The organism is Variovorax paradoxus, assembly GCF_029919115.1.
Classification (GTDB): Bacteria; Pseudomonadota; Gammaproteobacteria; order Burkholderiales; family Burkholderiaceae_C; genus Variovorax; species Variovorax paradoxus_O.
This window is the reverse complement of record NZ_CP123990.1, coordinates 5,776,853-5,795,909: the sequence shown is the minus strand read 5'-3', so window position 1 is coordinate 5,795,909 and position 19,057 is coordinate 5,776,853. Positions and strand designations below refer to the sequence as shown.

Below are 19,057 nucleotides of genomic sequence, written 5' to 3'. Positions count from 1 at the left end.
TGCAGAGCTACGCTTCCATAGAGCGACGCGCTGCCATCCACGTGAATTCATGGCAGTGAACGCGTCGGGAGTCTTACTGCCAATTGGCAGCGATAACTGTTGCCAGGCTGCTCTGATAGTCCGGCGGCGGCGTCGTCTGGCCTGCTGGTGGTGGCGTGAAGCTCGCCATCGCCTGTACCAGGTTCTGCACTTGACTGTCCAGCAGCACTTTGCCGTCGCTAGTTTTGAACTGCTCGATGTGATTGGCTGAACCATCAACATACCAACCTTGGATGATCAACTTGTCGTCCGTTCCGACGATGCTCACCTCCAAGTCAGTGGCCGTCTGCCGGAACCACAACTGCTCTCGCGTTACATCGCTTCGGAACATCGCCACATCCGCATTGGCACTCTGGACGTCGAAGTCCCATATCGAATCCTGACCTCCACCGCGTGCAAGCAAGTAGGCATCGTTACCCGCTCCGCCATTCAGGTTGTCGTCGTTCGTGCCGTCATCTAACGTGTCGCTGCCATTGGCTCCAAATAAGTCGTCACTTCCTGCACTACCATCCAATGCGTCGTCCCCCTCGCCACCGTGCAGCGTGTCGTCTCCACTCAGCCCCAGAAGCGTCCTGGCAGAGGCAGTTGTAAAGAGTTCATCGTCGCCGATGGTACCGGTGATGGTTTCGCTCACCGATAGCGCAGCAACGCTGAGTTCGAAATCCTGGCTGGCGGTGGCACCCGCGGTATCCGTTGCGGTGATACGCAACCCCAGGTTGCCGACATCACTGGTCGCTGGAATTCCACTGAAAGTACGTGTTTCCGCGTCAAAGCTCAGCCAGGAAGGCAGCGGATCCCCATTCGCCAGAGCTGCAGTCAGCTCCAAAGTGTCGCTTGGGTCTGCATCCTGGAATGCTTCTTCGGGGACTACAAATGTCCACGCATCCCCCTCGGTTGCATCCTGATCGAAAATCTGATCAGCGACGACGGGTGGGCTGTTATCGATCTCAAGCGCTATTGCGCCCAGAAGCCCGTCGACTGTGAAGATCTGGCCACCCGAAAAATGGAACCGCTCGACTCCCGCGAGGGAGACCTCCCGCCCCGGAGGGACAGGCGCAGTGCTGTAGTCGATTGCCAGGAACAACCGCCCTTCGTGGAACAGCTCGAGCGTCTTATAGCCCGTACTGGCTTGCTCCGTGTTCCAGCGATAACTTAGATCTTCAAGTTGGATATCCGTGTCGAACTCGACGATGTCACGGTTCGGGTTGTTGAGATCACCACCGTACATTTGGAACAGGAAGCCTCTCCAGTCGTTGTAGTCACCCCAATCGAACATTGCCACGTCGCGTATGCGATCGACATCGTTGCCGCCGCTTGAAATTAAATATGTATCAGCGCCTGCCTGGCCGTCCATTACGTCACTTCCCGCCCCGCCGATGATCACATCGTTTGCATCCGATCCGACGACTTCATCATCGCCCTCGCCGGCATCGATCCAAGCGCCGAGACCGCGCGGCCGAAAGCTTGCAGCCATGTAATCAATAGCGACACCGGGGAGGACGCTGCCCCAATCCTTGGTGCGATCAAGATCAGCGCTCTCGGCATCTGTGTTCCCTGTCGCAAGCAGGATGCGGTCATTGCCAGCTCCAGTTTCGATCACTCCTCTGAAGAGGGTATCAAGCGTCCAAGCTCCGGGCTCCGGACGGACTTCATCTGCGCCTGCAGTACCCTTAATGAGCAGTTGAGTCGCCGTGCCCGCAGAGACAGTGATCGTCTGTTCCGAATAGGTAGTCTGCCAACCAACAAGCCTTGAACTTGGAGCCGCGACCGGCGCTTCGTTAGCGACGTACCACCCCAGCTGAGTTTGCTGTCCGTTGCCGTCAGTTCCATAGACCGGCACGTAGGAAGCTGGCAATTCGTAATAGCCACCTGTGGGCGAATAGTACTGCGCGAGTGTCGGGAGATTGCCCCAAGTAATGATCTTGCCACTCGTGGGTTGAATTGGATCGGCTTCTGCGTAGACCGGATTGGTTGTTGTGGTGCCGATCGTGTATGTGTACGGCGTCAGGGACAGATAGCTGGAATGACGGTATGTCTCATTAGCCACCAATTGCCGGCTCACCTGCCTCACTGCGGCTGGTACTCCTGCACCGCCGAGGGGCGATCCCCATTCCTGATACTGATAAAACTGCGCTGTGGTTTGCAGCTGGACGAGTTGATCATCGACGAACCTCTGCTTGCGATCTGTCAATGATTGCGAGAGTTCGACGGGCGCGGCGGCGGCTACCAGTGCTTGGAGAGAAAGACTCTGGCCGCCCGCTTCCACGGTCCACGTCGTTCCAATTGCCGCAGTGGCATAGCCTTCAATGCGCACCAGATCACCGGAACCGGCCTGGATCACAAGATCGTTGCCAATCAGAGAGGTGCGAAGGCCCGATACTTGGACGCCATCGAATCGCAGTATCGCTTGTTCGGTCTCGGTCGGACGAAGAAGATCCGAGCCGCTGCCGGGAGCAAACACGTAAGTGTTGTTGCCCTTGCCACCAATCAATACGTCGCGTCCGCCACCACCGGTGAGCTGGTCATCGCCGCTAAAGCCCTGCAACTGGTCGGCGCCATCACCTCCGTCTAACACATCCACATAGCCTGTGCCGTTGACAATATCGTCGCCGCTTGTCCCGGAGGCAACCGTCATGTTCAACAGTGCTTCCATGCTCAATGATGTCCCGTTTGCGAAGGCGAGGCCCTCGAGGCCCGCGGCTGCACCTGACTGAATTTCGATCTGATCACCGTCACCGAAATCCAGCACGAGATATGCATCGCTCAATGTGCTGCCGCTTGGCCGATAGACCTTTAAACTAGTAAGAGTCAGCCCAGGCCCCAGATTAATAGTGCTCGCTGGAGTGCCGACACCATCCGGCCCCGGTTGGATCACGTCATGACCGTCGCCTCTACCAAACAATATGCTGTCGTCACCGACCGCCCCCCCATCCAGCTTGATGGTATCGGCACCCGCTCCACCCGAAATTAGGTCACGCCCTGTTCCACCCTGCAGAACGTCGGCGCCAGAGCCACCATACAGCTGGTCGTTGCCACCGCCTCCGTAGAGATCGTCGTTCCCTTCTTGGCCGTCAAGAAAGTCGTTGCCCTGAAACTCAATTGCAAGTGCGCCCGGTGACTTCGCGTCGCCCCATAGCTTGTCGTTGTCGGCTCCACCGTATAGAACGTCGTCCTTGCCTCCGCCGACAAGCTCGTCGTCCCCAGCTTCGCCGTCGAGCCGGTCATCACCGTGAGCGGCGCCGACCAGCTTGACGTCGGTTTCGTCATCGCCCCACAGTTTGTCGTTTTCGGTGCCACCGAACAGGGTGTCGTCTTCACCTCCACCCCATAACTGGTCGATGCCAGCGCCGCCGTCGAGATAGTCCTTGCCATGAATCGCGATTGGCGTGTCATCGGTGTTGCGATCATCGCCGTACACCTTGTCGTCATCATTGCCGCCGTAGAGCGTGTCGTCACCTCCTTGGCCGATGAGGATATCGTTGCCGCCACCACCAACGATCAGGTCGGCTCCGTGGAGAGTGGCATCGGTTCTGATAAGTTCTTGATCAGAGACTACCGATCCGTCACCGAAGATGCGATCGGCTCCGGCATCGCCGTATAGCTTGTCCCTTCCGGCGAGCCCATAGATGTCGTCGGCATCGTCTCCGCCATGCACCACATCCGACCCCGTGCCCGCCAGAACCCAATCCAGCCCGCCTCCGGCGTCGATAAAGTTACCCTCATCCTCGATTTCGGCATCTCGCTGAACAGTGGAAGTAAGGTAGCGAAGCCAGAATCCATCTTCGTCGACGCCGGGCGACTGCTGCTGCCATGAGAAGCCTTGCCCGAAGCCATAGGTCATAGTCGGGCTGGGCGGGGTATAGTAGGTCGATACGGGGTAGTACAGCGCACCGCTGCTGGATCCGTAAATCATGTCGTGGCCGCTGCCACCGATAAGCGTATCGGCGCCGAGTCCACCCATGAGCACGTCGGCACCTTCACCTCCGTCGATGTAATCGTCGCCTCCACGTCCCAGCAATGCGTCGTTGCCAAGAAGTCCAAAGATGCGGTCTCTTCCAGACGTACCGGTGATTTGATCGGCTGCGCCTACCTCCTCACCGTCTGCAACATAGTTTCCATCGGCACCGATCACATATTGGGCCTTTGAGGTGTCCTCTGCCTTCTTGAAGTCACCGTTGAACAGAGTTGTGTTCGGGGGCGAATCGACCTCACCTTCGAGGCTGATACCAAACTTGCCTTCACTCCAGCTCTGGATGGTGATGCTTCCCTCGTTTTCTCCGTCCTTCACATCTATGACGAGATCCCGCCGGGAGTCATTCACTTGCACGACACTGTAGGTCACCTGGCCGTCTTCGCTCTGCCAGGTTGTGCTGGAGATCCTCTTGGTGCCGCCACCCGTCAGACGGCCCCTGCCGACAACTTCGATCACCCCGTCGGCATCGATGACCGTATCTGAATCCCAGACGCCAGAGAATTTGTATGTGTCGGTGTCCTTGCCTCCGCTCAAGATGTCGTTGCCGGAGCCCCCTTCGAGAATGTCGTCACCTGCATCACCTTGAAGGTAGTCGTCTCCGCCAAGTCCCTTCAATGTGTCGTTTCCGGCATCCCCGTACAAATGGTCCTCGAGACCTTGGCCGCTAAACTCATCCGCGGCTTGCCCACCGAAAAGATAGTGCTTGCGCTGGAAACTCCCTGCGCCCACGAGCACATCGGTGTTGCTTGCAGCGTCGAAGAAGCGCAGGTTCTCGCTTCCGTTGACGATCCCGCCTAGTCCGTTGAGCTTTGTATAGAGATTCGCCGTAAAGGCAGCACGATCATTGATCCAGTTCTGAGTGATGCCCAGGCCTGTTGCCGGATCGTATAAATTGAATTGACTTGCGACGGCACTGCTGACTTGCACGCTGATGATGCTCAGCGCCCCTAGCGCAGCGCGGGCATTGACGTCAGTCCGAGCTTTGCCGGCTAGCGCAGAAGCGCTGGTTGGAAGGAGTTCTGCGCTGATGACCTTCAGCATCTCGGCGCCATACGCGCCAAAGAATGTATTTGCTCTGCCGGAGAAGCTAGCGTCATTGGTGCTCCCAATCAGACTCTTGCCTGCAACAGCACCCATCAGCATGTCGAGGAAGGCGTTGGGCCCTACATCGCCGATGACCTTCAAAACTTTTCCGACAGCGCCTGTCGCGCCGAGAGTGATCATGTCCCACAAGTCACCTGCCGGGCCCCCTCCGCTGATATAAGCGAAGATAGTCCCTGTCATTGTCGCGGTGTCACGTCCCCGCTGATCTGGACCTTGGACCGGCCACAAAATCTTGGCGGCCTGGAGACCAGCTGCGTAGGAGACGGCAGCGTACAGGACATCGCGCAAGTCATTGAGACTATCGACTCCGCTGGTACTGCTTCCCGTGCTCGTCAGCCGGCCCGTCTGATCATTGCCCAAAGGACCAAACAGCAAAGCACCGGCCCACGCAGAATTCTGCTGCCCTTCGGCCGCAGTATCCAGGGGGTCGGCGTTAAACAGCACTCTTCCTACAGCGGTGGCGTCGGCTTGGCCGATCCGATCGATATCGGGAACTTGACCAATTGGCCAAGGTGGATTTCTTCCGAGCAGGTCATCCAGCAAGTTCTGAGCGACTGCGTCAGAGGCCTCTTGCATCTTTCCACTCGGAACAGCGGCGCCATAACGCAGTTGATATTGCGTCTCCGTATAGGTACGAATTAATTCAGCCATCGTACCGCGGCCTGCATTGGCTTCAGTTGCGCCGCGCAGCCAGATCAATGTTGGGTCAGAGCCCGGAATACCTTTGGTCACCAACAAATCTGCCAGCCATTCGTAGATTTGCCAAAACCCGATCTGTCCGGCCTGCGCCTGCACCTCTTTGGATGCCAGTGTTTGGAGTTCGAGTGCACTCAGTACGGTCATTTTTATGCCCTTTTCATTAGCTGAAGAATGCGGAATATTTCTTTGTAGATCTCGGGCCAGTCAGATCCGTGCTTTCCACGAAAACGAATGTCAGCATAGATGTCTTTTTGCCACATAAAACCCATTGTGCAACGATCGAATTTAGGGTTGCTGTCTCGGCAATACACCACTGGTGGCAAGCCATTGTCGTCCTTTACCTGCGTTGCGACGTACCAAAGACCCGGCGCGACTCCATTGATCTGATCTTGAACTCGCCAGACCTCAAGACCAGAACGAAGTGTTGTTTTGCTAAGCACTCGGCTTTCTTTTTCGGCGTCAATCAGCAAGTCGTACATGCCATGGCTGCTGGGTGGTTTTCTATTTGAGCGCAGAAATATCTCAACAGAAAGATCGTATCCTTTTCCATCGAGCGCAAGGAGCTGCGCGTCTGATGGGCGTTTTTCGGAAGGGTCGAGCGCCTTGTGGTCCCACCACTCGAACGAGGCAGCACTGCGGACTGAACTGAAATATTTCCTTGGGCCAATGAACCAATGCCCGTTCAATTTGAGGGCAACCTCTGAAGGACCGGTCTTTGGAGTAATTTCTCTTGGGCACAATTTATCTAGGCAATCAGTGTGCTTTTGCGTTTCCGGTCGGGCGTTGAACTGGCTGCCGGCTGCGCTTGCGTCAAGGAATAAAAAACAAGCAAGCAGCACAATAAATTTTGAGATGAACATATAACTCGACTATCGGTGGTTTTTCATGGGTACGCGCTCGCTGTATGGCGATCAGCACCGTGGTCTCCAGCTTGGCGTGCACCTCGCGCACCGCGGCGATTTCGGCTTGGCGGCGACTGATTTCCGACGGCGCCTTGGCGCGCTTGGCGTGATGTCGCTCCATTCGTCGCTCAGCGGCGAGCCAAGAGAATTTCTGATGGACGACGAGCACTCGCATGGCCCCCTGGTTTCGCGCGATGGCTTCATTGCCAGTTAGCGGCAATGACCGAGCTCAGGCTGCTCTGGTAGTTCGCTGGCAGCGTGGTCTGCCCCGCCGCTGGCGGCGAGAAGCTCGCCATCGCCTGCACCAGGTTCTGCACGTTGCTGTCGCTCAGCAACTGCCCGTCGCTCGTCCTGAACTGTTCCACGTGGTACTGGTTGCCCAAGTACCAGTTGGTCAAGGTGAACTTGTCGCTCGTGCCGATGACGCTCACCTCCAGGTTGTTGCCGGACTGTCTGAACCACAGCTGGTCCGTCGCGATGTCCGAGCCGAACAGCGCCACGTCCGTGTTGCCGGCCGTGGCATCGTTCTCGGCGATGGTGTCGCTGCCTTGTCCCCGGCCCATGCGGTAGGTGTCGTTGCCGGCGCCCCCCGTCAGCGCGTCGTTGCCGGCGCCGCCGTCGAGCACATTGGCCACAGCGCTGCCGGTGAGGGTGTCGTTGAAGCCGCTGCCGGTGAGGTTCTCGATGTTCTGCAGCGTGTCGCTGCCGGAGCCCCCCGTGGCCTGTGCGCTGGTGGAGGCCAGGCTCACGGTCACGGCCGAACCCGCATAGAGGTAGGAGGCGGTGTCCAGGCCGCCCAGGCCGTTGAGGATGTTGTTGCCGGCGCCCGCGTACAGGATGTTGTCCAGCGTGTTGCCGGTGGCGTTGATGGCCCCCGTGGCGTTGAGGCGCAGGTTCTCGACGTTGGCCGCCAGGGTGTGCGTCAGCGTCGACAGGACCGTGTCGCTGCCCTCGCCGGCCACTTCCGTCACCACGTCCGAGGCGTTGTCCACGTAATAGGTGTCGTCGCCAGTCCCGCCCTTCATCGTGTCGGCACCGGCAAGACCATCGAGCACGTCATGGCCGGCATTGCCTGTCAGGGTATTGGCGGCGCTGTTGCCGGTCAGCACGTTGTCTAGTGCATTGCCGGTGCCGTTGATGGCGGCCGTGCCCGTCAGCGTCAGCTTCTCGACGTTCGTTCCCAGGACCCATGTCACGCTCGACTCAACAGCGTCGGTGCCCTCCCCCGCATTCTCGTTCACGAGATCGGTGGCCGAATCCACGACGTAGGTGTCGTCCCCTGCGCCGCCGCTCATCGTGTCGTTGCCGATTCCGCCGATCAGCCGATCGTTGCCTCCGTTGCCGATCAGCACGTCGTTGCCGCTCTTGCCATCGATGACATCGTTCCCGGACCGGCCCGTCAGGGTTTCGGCCGAGGTGGTGCCGTTCAGCGTGAGGTTCTGCACCGTCACCGCAATGCTGAACACGTCCTGGATAGACAAGCCGCCCTGGTCGGTCGCGGTCACTCGCACGCTCAAGGGCTCAAGCGCGCCAATGGGGACCGTGCCCGTGAATCTGCGCGTGCTGGCATTGAAGCTGAGCCAGGACGGCAGCGGCGAGCCATCCGAGAGCGTGGCCGCATAGCTGAGGCTGTCGCCCGCGTCCGGATCAGTGAAGGCGCCCGATGGCACGGTGTAGTTAACCGCCGTGCCTTCGGCCACACTCTGGTCGGCCAGCGGCGCGGCAATGACTGGCCCCTGATTGGGCGGCGTGACGCTCAGATTGACATAGATGCCGGTACCGGCGCCATAGTTGTCGGTACCCCAGAGCACGAATTGCAGGCTTCCGATATCGCCAGCACCCGGCGTGCCCGAGAAGATGCGCGTCTGCGCGTCGAAGGACAACCACGATGGCAGCGGATCGCCGTTGGGAAGCGTCGCACTGTAGATGACCGAGTCCCACACGTCGGGATCGGTGATGGTGCTGACCGGTACCACGTAGCTGAAGGCGTTGCCCTGGCTGGCCTTCAGCGTCGGCAGGAAGCTGTTGACGGAGGGCGCGTGATTGTTGTTGGCCCGATCGACCACGGTCTGGATCATGGCCTGGTCCCAAACCGTGCCATTGGCGAACTCGACGTGATCGATCTTGTGGTCCTGAGTGACTCCGCCGCTCTGCGAATTTGCGCCGTAGTAGTCCAGGAACGCGATCTGGTCGGATGTGCCCTTGATCTTGAAGAAGATGTGGCTGCCCGACTGGAAGGCCAGCAGGTCGTTCTCGCCAATGCCTGCGCCGAAACGCAGCGTATCGAGCGATTCCAGCGCGTCGGTGTTGTCGATGGTGTCCTGTCCGTCGCCCGCGTTGAACACATAGATGTCGTCACCCGCTCCGCCTGACAGGAAGTCGCTGCCCTGTCCGCCCGTGAGAATGTTGCTGCCGTCGTTGCCCCAGAGGCCGTTGGCGAGGCTGTTGCCCGTGGCGTAGAGATCGTCCGCGCCGTCCAGCGCGAGTCTTTCGACGTTCGCGCCCAAGGCCCAGCTGATCGAGGAGCGCACGAAGTCGTCGCCCTCGCCGGCGTTCTCGACGATGGCGTCGCCGGCATCGTCAATCTCGTAGTAGTCGTCGCCAGTGCCGCCGATCAGCATGTCCTGACCTTCCGAACCGAACAGCGCGTCTGCGCCCGCGCCACCGATCAACGTGTCGTTGCCGCCAAGGCCCAGGAGATTGTTGTCGGCATCGTTGCCGGTGATGACGTTGTCGAGGTTGTTGCCGTTGCCCCGGTAGACAGTGCCCGCAAGTGTCAGGTTCTCGACGTTGTTATCGAGGATGTAAGTGGTGTCGTAGTTGCGAACGATCGTGTCGACGCCTTCGTCCTGGTACTCCGTCACCCAGTTGTCGTTTTCATCGACAAAGTAGGTGTCGTCGCCCGCGCCGCCCTCCATGATGTCGTCGCCGAGGCCGCCATCGAGCACATTGTTGCCAGCGTTGCCGATCAGCACGTTGTTGCCATCGTCGCCCGTGGCATCGATGTCGAGCGTGCCGGTCAAGGTCACGTTCTCGATGTTCGCGATCTCCGAGACGGAGAAGCTTCTGCCGATCTCCACCGTATCGAATCCTTCGTCCTCGAGCTCCATCACCACATCGCCTGCACTGTCGACCACGTAGGTGTCGTTGTTCAGGCCACCTTCGAGCCGGTCTTCGCCTCCACCCCCGTCCAGGCGGTTTTCGTTTTCGTTGCCCACGATGACGTTGTCGCCGGCATTGCCGACGCCGTTGCGCGCATCCTGACCGACCAGCGTGAGATTTTCCAGATCGGCACCCAGCACGTAGCTGATCGCGCTCACCACCGTATCGGTTCCGCCACCGGCTCCCTCGAGGATCACGTCCTGCGCGTTGTCGACCATGTACACGTCGTCACCGTCGCCGCCGTCCAGCACGTCTGCGCCGCTGCCGCCATCGAGCGCATCGTTGCCCGCGCCGCCGGTGAGACTGTCGTCTCCACCCTCACCATGGAGTGCATTGTCCAGCGCGTTGCCAGTGATGACGTTGGCCAGCGCATTGCCGGTGCCGTCCAGAGCCTTGGGACCTGTAAGCGTGAGGTTCTCCACATTGCTCGACAACGCGTAGCTCACGGTGGAGATCACGGCATCGATCCCGCTCGAGAAACCCTCGTTGACCTGATCGGCAGCGTTGTCCACACGATACTCGTCGTCGCCGGTGAAGCCTGCGAGCACATCGGTGCCTTCGCCCCCGTCCAGCAGGTCGTTGCCGGCGCCGCCGTCGATGATGTCGTTGCCTGCCATACCGAGCAGCGTGCTGCCAAGGATGTTGTTGCCCACGATTGCGTTGTCCGCCCCATTGCCAGTCGCATGGGTGGCCTGCGAGCCTTGCAGGATGCGCAAGTCTTCGAGGTCTTCGCCCAGCACGTAGTTGATGCCGGTAAAGACGCCATCGCGGCCTTCGTCCTGTGCCTCGCTGACGACGTCGCCAACGTTGTCGACATGGTATTCATCATCGCCGGCGCCGCCGGACAATTCGTCGGCACCGAGGTTGCCGTCAAGACGGTCGTTTCCGGCGCCGCCCACCAGAACGTCGTTGCCTGCACCGCCGTCCAACTGGTCGTTGCCGGCATTACCCGCCAGCTGATCGTCGTCGCCACCTCCAAGAAGGATATCGTTGTCCTCGCCACCTGCGAGCACGTCCGCGCCGAGGCCGCCTTCGAGGGTATCCGCACCCGCATCGCCCGCGATCACGTCGTTTCCGTCGCCGCCCGTCATCGCATCGCCGCCCTCGCCGCCGACCAGCACGTCGGCCCCGGAAGCGCCAGCGATCACGTCGTTGCCCGAGCCGCCGGCGATCCGGTCATCGCCGTTGCCTCCGTCGAGTTCGTCTGCCCCGCCATCGCCGAAGATGAGGTCATCGCCCTCCCCACCCGTGACGGTATCGCTGCCCTCGCCCCCATAGGCGATGTCGTTGCCTGCGCCGAGATCGAGCAGGTCGTTGCCGGCCCGCCCGTCCAACATGTCGTCGCCAGCCAGGGCGTTGATGACTTCGCGGCCTGAAGTTCCCTGCACGAAGTCAGCTTGCTCGGTGACGGGAAGATCGATCGGCACCGCCTCGATCAGCTGTGCGATCGTCATCCGGCTGCCATCGGAAAATTGCACTTCGTCGATTGGCGAGGTACCTGCCAGGTCGTCGTAGTCCACGCCGTCCAAGTGAATCTGCGTGCTGCCGGAGGCGTCGCCGATCACCAGCGACCCCAGCGACAGACGCACCGCGCCGAGATTGAAGCCGCCCTCGAGCACCAGGACATTCGAACTGCCGTCCTCCACGTCCTCGATGTGCTTGGTGCCGCTGCCAAGCGCGACGTAATAGAAGTCGCTGCCAGCGCCGCCGTTCATCATGTCGTTTCCGGAACCGGAGCGGATGAAATCGTTGCCGTCGCCGCCGAGCAGCACATCGTCTCCGCTGCCCCCCCAGAGCGTGTCGTTGCCGTCGTCGCCGGAGAGATAGTTGTCGCCGTCACCGGCCATCAGGGTGTCGTCGCCTTCGCCACCGTAGAGCGTGTCGTTGCCGTTGAACTCGAGCGCCACGTCCACGAGATTGCCGTCGCCGCTCAGATAGTCGTTGCCGTCGCCGCCTAAAAGCACGTCGTCGCCACCCATGCCGAACAGCCGGTCGTCGCCCGCGCCGCCATCGAGCGAGTCGTTGCCATGGAACTGGCCGGCCAAGTAGGCGGCTCCAGCATCGCCTTGCAGCTCATCCGCGCCCTCCCCGCCCGTCAGGGCGTCGTCGCCGCCTCCGCCCACAAGGATGTCGTCCCCGTCTCCGCCATCGAGATAGTCGCTGCCGTGGGAGGCGCCCGCCAGCTTCTGCTCCTCGTTGTCGCCCCAGAGGATGTCGTTGCCGGCACCGCCGTACAACATGTCGTCTCCGCCTCCGCCCAGCAACTGGTCCTTGCCTTCGCCGCCATCAAGCTGGTCGTTGCCGTGGTACTCGCTGGCGAGACTGCTCTCGTCTTGATCATCCCCGACCAGCACGTCGTCGTCCGCCCCGCCGTACAGCGTGTCGTCACCGCCACCGCCGATCAGGCGGTCGTTGCCGGCTTCGCCATCGAGCCAGTCGGCGCCGTGGAAGCTGCCTGCCAGTTGCGATTCGCTATCGTCGCCCAGCAAGAAATCTGCGCCGTCGCCGCCGAAGAGCGTGTCGTCCTTGCCTCCGCCGATGAGCTGGTCATCCCCTTCTTCCCCGTCCAGATAGTCGATGCCGTGGAAGGCGCCAGCGAGGTTGCCCTCGCTGTCGTCGTCGCCCCATATGTTGTCATTGCCCGCGCCGCCGTACAGCGTGTCGTCGCGTCCGCCGCCCACGAGCTGATCGTCGCCGTCTTCGCCATCGAGGTAGTCCTCGCCATGAAAGCCGCCTTCAAGCTTCTGCTCGGAGGCGTCGTCACCCCACAGAAGGTCGGCGCCCATGCCGCCGTAGAGCGTGTCGTCGGCACCGCCGCCCTTGAGCGTGTCGTCGCCTTCTCCGCCATCAAGAAAATCGTTCCCATGCAGCGTGCCGTCGAGCGTCTCGTAGAAGCCGAGATCCTTGATGCCGTCGCCCATCAGGAAGTCGGCTCCGGCGCCACCCACGATGATGTCGTTGCCACCATGTCCCCACAGTTGATCGTCGCCCTCGCCTCCGTCCAGATAGTCGCCCCCCAGTCCGCCGTTCACGCTGTCGTCGCCGGCTTCGCCGAACATGACGTCCCCGTCGGAATCCATCGCGAGGGAGCCGCCACCTACCACGGTGTTGTTGGTCCCGTTGTTGTAGACCCCCCAGTTGCTGCCCTGCGTGACGAGCGTCGTGCCGGGCGGCGGGACCCATTGATCATCGGGGCTGACGCGCTGGAACACATTGAGGCCGGTCGCGCCGAAGATGTGGTCGTTGCCGGCGCCGCCATGAATGACGTCACTGCCGCTGCCGCCACCGATCAGGTCCGAGCCCTCCCCCCCGTTGATCTCGTCGTTGCCTGCCAGCCCGTCAAGCGCGTCGTTGCCGCCAAGCCCGTTGATCTTGTCGACGCCGCTGCTGCCGTCGATTACGTCGTTGAAGTCGGCCTCCGCGGTTCCTCCGTTGAGGGTGCCATCCGTGCCCCAGCTCGCAGCCACCCACTTGTAGGTGTTGTAGCGTGGATCTCCGGGCTGGATTTCGAAGTCGACCTCGACCCCGCGGATGAGCGCGCGCTGATCGCCGTTATACGTCCGTGCCGCCTCGCCGGCGTCGTGAAGGGCGATCTCCCATGCGTTCGAGTTGACGCTACCATCGGCATCCTGGAATGATGCGCTGAGTTGCGCGCTGCCGTCCTCCTCCACATCGCCCACCTGGATCAGCGACACGAGGACGCGGTCCTGGCCGGGGACCAAGGTGATCACCGCACCGTTGGCGGGCACGGTGCTGTCGCCAAGGATGACTTGGAACTTGTCGGCCAGGTCGGACAGCGCCAGCGTCAAGGTTTCGCCAGCCTTGGCAGGGCGGTTGAGATAGAAAACGAAGGTCTTGCCATTTCCTTCGCTGATATTGACCGTGCCGCTGGCCGTGGCGGGGTCGAAGGCGCTGTCCGCGAACGGATTGGGCCCGAGGTCCTGCTGCAGCACCACCTTCGATGTCGTGCTCAGTCGGATGCCGAGGTAGCCGACGGCGCGCGATGGATCGAAATTGTTCACGGTGATCTGACTGCCGGCGCCAAGCAGCGCCCCGGTGATCACCAGTGTCCTGCCGCCGGCATCCAGGGTGTAGATGACCTCCGTCGCGCCGCTGCCGACAGTCCACACCTGCTTGTTGCCGACGAGCTTGTACTCCGCGGCACCGCCGCCGACCAGGGTCGTGCCGCCGACCACGATCTCGCCCAGACCGTCGCTGTCGAGCACAATGTCCTTTCCGTCGCCCGGCTGAAAAACGTAAGTGTCGTTGCCAATCCCTCCGCTCAGGCGGTCGTCGTTAACGCCGCCGGCAAGGTAGTCATTCCTCGAACCTCCCGTCAACTGGTCGTTGCCTGCTCCGCCAAAAAGCGCAATGCCTTTCTCGTTGAGCGCCGTGCGCAATGGTGCGTACAGTCCAGACGGGAATTTGGAAGGGCCCAGGCTGTCGCCACCGGCGGTGCCGTGAAAGATCACCCTGCCTTGTGAGTCGAGCAGCCGCGTGATGCCCTGGGTCCAGAGGTCTTCCACCAAACCCGGCATCTCGGCGGCCGCATGCGCCAAACCCGTGGCTGGGTGGTACGTCTGGATCTCGCGTTGCTTGTCAGCCGCAAAGTCGGCGGCCGTGTAGTTCACGCGCGGCACGGCCGACTTGCTCGCCGGATCGAAACTGATCACGACTTTCCGGCCTAAGCCCGTCGGATCGATGCGGGGTTCGAGGTATCCATTGCCGATCTTGGAGGACGTCGAATCCGATTCGAAGTCAAAATCGTCATTGAACGGAAGGATGGCAAGGTCTTCGATGTGGCGCGTGCCATCCGCTTCAATGACGAACGTGGCACCCTGCGCCAGCGTGAAGCCGGATGACTGATAGACGTATGTACGGAATGCGTGGTCGTTGATCCCGTCTTCATAGCTGGACTGGCGGATATCTACGTTGGCACTCTTGGCTCCGGCCAGTGCAACCGCGCTGGCCAGCGTGAACGTCTGCCTCTGGCCGTTGGCCTGAAAGAGTCCCCCATCCATGAACGCCTTGACGACCTGGATCGAGGATGCATTGGCGAACCGGCCGGGCCCCCCAGCCATGAAGGACACCGCCCGCGCCTCGGTTGAAACACTGCTGGGCCTGTGCGTGAAGGGCCGCATGCTCTCGCTCACGCCGCGCGTGCCCGCACACTGGCCGGGCTTCGAGATCGCGCTGCGACTTGGCGAGCAGCGGCTGGTTTTGCAGTGGGCGCCCGGCGAAGAGGACGCCGCGCCAACGCACCGCCTGTTGGCGGGTGAATGGCTGGATTGGCGCTCGCTGCCGCTCGATGCGGTCGTGCGGGTCGTGGTCGGCCACTGAACGAATCCTCACGGCAGTGCCGGCCGAACGATGAGGACCAAGGCCCTCCTCGCTCGCAATCCACGCGCGCGACATTCTGCCGGACCTGCACAGACCAGCCGGCAGAGGAAAACCGCTCCCAGGGAAATGTCGGCCGAGTCGCTCGTCTCGCCGGTATAGGCGGGGCCCTGGGCATCCGCGTCTGCAACTGCAGAACCCGGTCGGAACTGACCGTTCGGGTGGCAAGCCAAGGATATTCAGGAAGAGGTCACATCAACCGGAACCCGCGGGTGAACTGCATCGAAGTCCTCACGAGCTCTGGGACATCGCCCATTTTGGCGATCTCGGCGAGCCCGTTCTCCGTGATGCGAAGCACCGTCGCTAAACGGGAAGAAACGTAGCGCGCGGTCGGCCTGCGAGATGCGAACTCGGCCTCGATCAGGCCCGTGGCCTTGAGCACCGAAACGTGGTGCAGCTCCTCCGGGCACGCGACGCGGACGGGAAGCTGCACATGCTGCAGCCTCATCAAGAACAAGAGTGACATTCGGGTCTCCGAGTGCCGGCACTTGCTCTGCCAAAAAATACCCGCCGGCTTGGTGGCTCGAATGTAACCAGCAGTGCAGCCAAGATGCAATGACTTGCTTATCAAGCAGAACCAATTCCGTGCACTACATCACACGTCACCGCCGATTTGCAGGCCGCCCAAACCGCTGTTCGGTGTTGGTACGCCAACAACCCTTGGCGCCGCTCGCCACCTGAAGCGTACCCCTCCATGGCGCAAACTTTGGCCCCTGGCGCTGCGGCTCATGTCCCATCTGGAAGAGGTCACTGTCGAGCCGCCCTGGACGTTCGGTGGCGGCACGGTGCTGATGCTCGGCTTCGACCATCGATTCAGCAAGGACATCGATCTGTTTGTGCCGGACCCGCAACATCTAGGTTATGTGACCCCCGCCTCGGCGGTCCCGCTGAGGATCTCACCAGCGAGTACGAAGAGAACGCGCAGTTCATCAAGCTGCAACTCGACGCTTACGAAATCGATATTGTGGTCGGCCCGCCGCTGACAGAGCCGAACTTCGAGGTCGTCGACTGCCAAGGGCGACCAATCCGCGTCGAAACGTCCGCAGAGGTCATTGCTAAGAAGATGTGGCATCGTGGCAGTGAAGCAAAGGCACGTGACCTGTTCGACCTTTGTGCCGTGGCCACCTTCGAGCCGGAGGCGATTGACATTGCGCTTCCGCATAGGGAGCGACACGCAGCGGCGTTCCTGAGGCGACTCGAAGACCGAGCGGAAGCCACGGAACTCGAGTTCGACATGATCCAATCTCGTTCTTTTCAGATGTCATTCTGGGAAGGCTTGACACTCGCTCACACGATATTGGCTCCGATACTCCCGCCCAAAGAAGCCGGGAAGCATAGAGAGGACCGGTCGAAGTAGATTTCGCATCGCGTCTAACTTGCTGCCTCAGCTATTTACATAAGATTTAACATAATCTTAATTGCCTTGCCTGGGAATGTAGCGGCTGATTAGTAATGTCGTGTTTTGACCGAATAGAAATGTCGCATTGTTGCCCCGGTCCAGCTTCTGGATCCGAGGCACAGCAATGGCAACACCGACGGCAACTATCACCATGTCGATGCGCGAAGCCGATCGCCTCAAGACCATTCAGGCCGTTGTCGACCGGATGGCGCGCGCGGGCCAGGCCGCGCAGCGGCTGGGTCTGAGTCGACGGCAACTCGAGCGTCTGGTCCAGCGGTACAAGAACGAAGGTGTTGCCGGGCTGGTCTCGCGCAAGCGAGGTCGGCCCAGCAACCGTCAACTGGCGCCAGGCGTCGCCGAACGTGCCACTGCGCTGATCCGGGATCGGTATGCTGATTTCGGACCAACACTTGCATGCGAGAAGCTCCGTGAGTGCCACGGGCTTGCGTTGGCCAAGGAGACCGTCAGGGTGCTGATGATGGCGGCGGGCCTGTGGACGCCCCGCAAACAACGCGCCCCCAAGATCCACCAGCCGCGCAACCGTCGATCCTGCCGAGGCGAACTGATCCAGATCGACGGCAGCGACCACGCGTGGTTCGAAGACCGCGCGCCATCGTGCACGCTGCTGGTATTTATCGACGACGCCACCAGCCAGCTGATGCAGCTGCACTTCGTGCCGACCGAGTCGGCCTTCGCGTACTTCGAAGCCACGCGGGCCTACCTCGAGCAGCATGGCAAGCCGGTGGCGTTTTACAGCGACAAGGCCAGCATCTTCCGCTCAGTGCGCGATTCGACCGATTTCGGCCGCGGCACGACGCAATTCGGACGCGTTCTCTTCGAACTGAACATCGACATCATGTGTGCCAACACCAGCCAGGCCAAGGGCCGGGTCGAGCGCGCCAACCTGACTCTGCAGGATCGCCTGGTGAAGGAACTTCGCTTGCGGGAGATCAACACGCGCGAGGCGGCCAACGCGTTTGCACCGCACTTCATCGCGGACTTCAACGCCCGCTTCGCCAAGGCGCCGCTGCGCGAGTTCGATGCGCACAGACCGGTGCGCGCCGATGAGGATCTGGATCTGCTGTTCACCTGGCGGCTGCAGCGCAAGGTGTCGCTGTCGCTCACGCTGCAGCACGACCGGGTGATCTACCTGCTCAAGGACACGCCGGCCAACCGCAAGCTGATCCATCGCTACATCGATGTCTTCGAGTACCCGGATGGACGCATCGAGCTGCGGGCCGACGGTGCAAATCTGGTCTACGAGCGCTACGACCGATTGCCACAGGTCGACACCGCCGCCATCGTCGAGAACAAGCGCCTGAGCCACGCCCTGCAGGCTGCGCTGGTGATCCAGGCGCAGCGTGACGACAGAAGGAAGTCCAGTACGCCCTCGCGAACGAATCGGGGGCAAGCGCCCTACTCCACCAAGGCTTTGCCAGGGACCAAACGGTCTAGGCAGTTCACGTCACAGGACCTCGACGAAGCGGTCAGAGCGGTCTGCCGAGCGCCCAAGAAAACAACCGTGTTGGCCTCCGGCTGAAAGGTCTGTGCAGGCTCAAAGGCAAGGCAGTCACGGCGTTCGCCGGGTCCACCCAAAAAGAGGAAATGCGACATTTCTATTTGGCTGGCAGTGCGACATTTGAACTTGGCCTTGACAGGGAATTCGAGTTGAGGAATGACCCGGCGTCAGGTTCTGCGCATCCTCAACGCGTCGGGGCGCCAGCAGGTTAGCAACCGATCACGAGCCAACAGGTCTGGCGTTGGCTTTCCGCGCCTTCATCACCAAGACCCACGGTCGATGACTGTTAAGGTCGTACGCCACTCGCCCTTGTTCATCCAGTTCGACGATGCTCTTGGCTACGCTCTGCTGGACGTTGCCGCCTATGGCTTCCACGTACCTGTCACTAGCCGCAACGACAACGTCACAATGCATCTTGGTCGGTTCGCCACCACCGACGATGAGATTGAGCGTCTTCGGAAAAATGGATTCCGTCGCCTCTTGTCTCGGGGCGCATATCAAATCGCCGACGCTTGCCACAGCAGGGGTTGGGACAACTTCATAGGCGGAAGTAAAGCTGTCTCGCGCAGCTGCGATATAGGACGCGTGGCTTGATGCGCGTCGAAACTCGGTCTTTTCGAACTCCGATTTTGCAAACATTGCGCTCACGAAAGCTGCAGACCAAGCCGGTGTTTTAGGCGGCCTGCCAGCGTCAGGCGGCCAAGTTGTCTTGCATAGGTCGAGCTTGTGGCAGGTGTGTACGGGTGTCCCCCTCGGAAGGGCGAGCCAGTATTCGTCAACAACGGGGCAAAGTTTTGCCGTTTGTTCTTGGCCGCACCCGTCATCGACGGCGGAGCAGCTTCCGTCTTCGAATCTCATGCAAA

The 19,057-nt window shown here is 60.9% G+C and carries 10 protein-coding genes; 4 read left to right on the top strand and 6 right to left on the bottom strand.

Annotated features, from left to right (window positions below; genetic code table 11):
• Positions 1-73: 73 nt before the first annotated feature.
• From QHG62_RS27590 to QHG62_RS27575, 4 genes are read right to left on the bottom strand one after another with little or no spacing between them, the layout of a single operon-like run.
• Positions 74-5,959 (bottom strand): putative Ig domain-containing protein, encoded by a 5,886-nt coding sequence (locus QHG62_RS27590; RefSeq protein ID WP_281148762.1) that lies wholly within the window; start codon positions 5,957-5,959, stop codon positions 74-76.
• Between the two features lie 2 nt (positions 5,960-5,961).
• Positions 5,962-6,675: a hypothetical protein gene (locus tag QHG62_RS27585; RefSeq protein ID WP_281148761.1), complete on the bottom strand. Its 714-nt coding sequence runs from the start codon at positions 6,673-6,675 to the stop codon at positions 5,962-5,964.
• Positions 6,626-6,892, bottom strand: coding sequence for a hypothetical protein (locus QHG62_RS27580; RefSeq protein ID WP_281148760.1), 267 nt, complete (start codon positions 6,890-6,892; stop codon positions 6,626-6,628). The genes QHG62_RS27585 and QHG62_RS27580 overlap by 50 nt, the downstream gene beginning before the upstream one ends.
• A gap of 25 nt (positions 6,893-6,917) precedes the next feature.
• On the bottom strand, positions 6,918-14,960 hold the full coding sequence (locus QHG62_RS27575; RefSeq protein WP_281151836.1) for a putative Ig domain-containing protein: 8,043 nt from the start codon (positions 14,958-14,960) through the stop codon (positions 6,918-6,920).
• Here QHG62_RS27575 and QHG62_RS27570 point away from each other — a divergent pair.
• Complete coding sequence (locus tag QHG62_RS27570) at positions 14,959-15,219, top strand: hypothetical protein (protein WP_281148759.1); 261 nt, start codon at positions 14,959-14,961, stop codon at positions 15,217-15,219. The genes QHG62_RS27575 and QHG62_RS27570 overlap by 2 nt on opposite strands.
• Positions 15,220-15,466: 247 nt before the next feature.
• On the opposite strand, the gene QHG62_RS27565 is transcribed toward QHG62_RS27570, so the two are convergent.
• Positions 15,467-15,742: a hypothetical protein gene (locus QHG62_RS27565; protein WP_281148758.1), complete on the bottom strand. Its 276-nt coding sequence runs from the start codon at positions 15,740-15,742 to the stop codon at positions 15,467-15,469.
• Between the two features lie 262 nt (positions 15,743-16,004).
• On the opposite strand from QHG62_RS27565, the gene QHG62_RS27860 reads away from it, so the two are divergent.
• From QHG62_RS27860 to QHG62_RS27550, 3 genes are all read left to right on the top strand, one after another.
• Positions 16,005-16,259 (top strand): nucleotidyl transferase AbiEii/AbiGii toxin family protein, encoded by a 255-nt coding sequence (locus QHG62_RS27860; protein ID WP_281148757.1) that lies wholly within the window; start codon positions 16,005-16,007, stop codon positions 16,257-16,259.
• A complete protein-coding gene (locus QHG62_RS27855) occupies positions 16,241-16,633 on the top strand; it encodes a nucleotidyl transferase AbiEii/AbiGii toxin family protein (RefSeq protein ID WP_281148756.1) in 393 nt (130 codons plus the stop codon). The genes QHG62_RS27860 and QHG62_RS27855 overlap by 19 nt, the downstream gene beginning before the upstream one ends.
• Positions 16,634-16,799: 166 nt before the next feature.
• On the top strand, positions 16,800-18,215 hold the full coding sequence (locus tag QHG62_RS27550) for an ISNCY family transposase (protein ID WP_281148755.1): 1,416 nt from the start codon (positions 16,800-16,802) through the stop codon (positions 18,213-18,215).
• Positions 18,216-18,413: 198 nt separating this feature from the next.
• Here QHG62_RS27550 and QHG62_RS27545 read toward each other — a convergent pair whose 3' ends face one another.
• The gene (locus QHG62_RS27545) at positions 18,414-19,052 is read right to left on the bottom strand and encodes a DUF2272 domain-containing protein (RefSeq protein WP_281151835.1); all 639 of its coding nucleotides are present in this window, start codon (positions 19,050-19,052) and stop codon (positions 18,414-18,416) included.
• Positions 19,053-19,057: the final 5 nt, after the last annotated feature.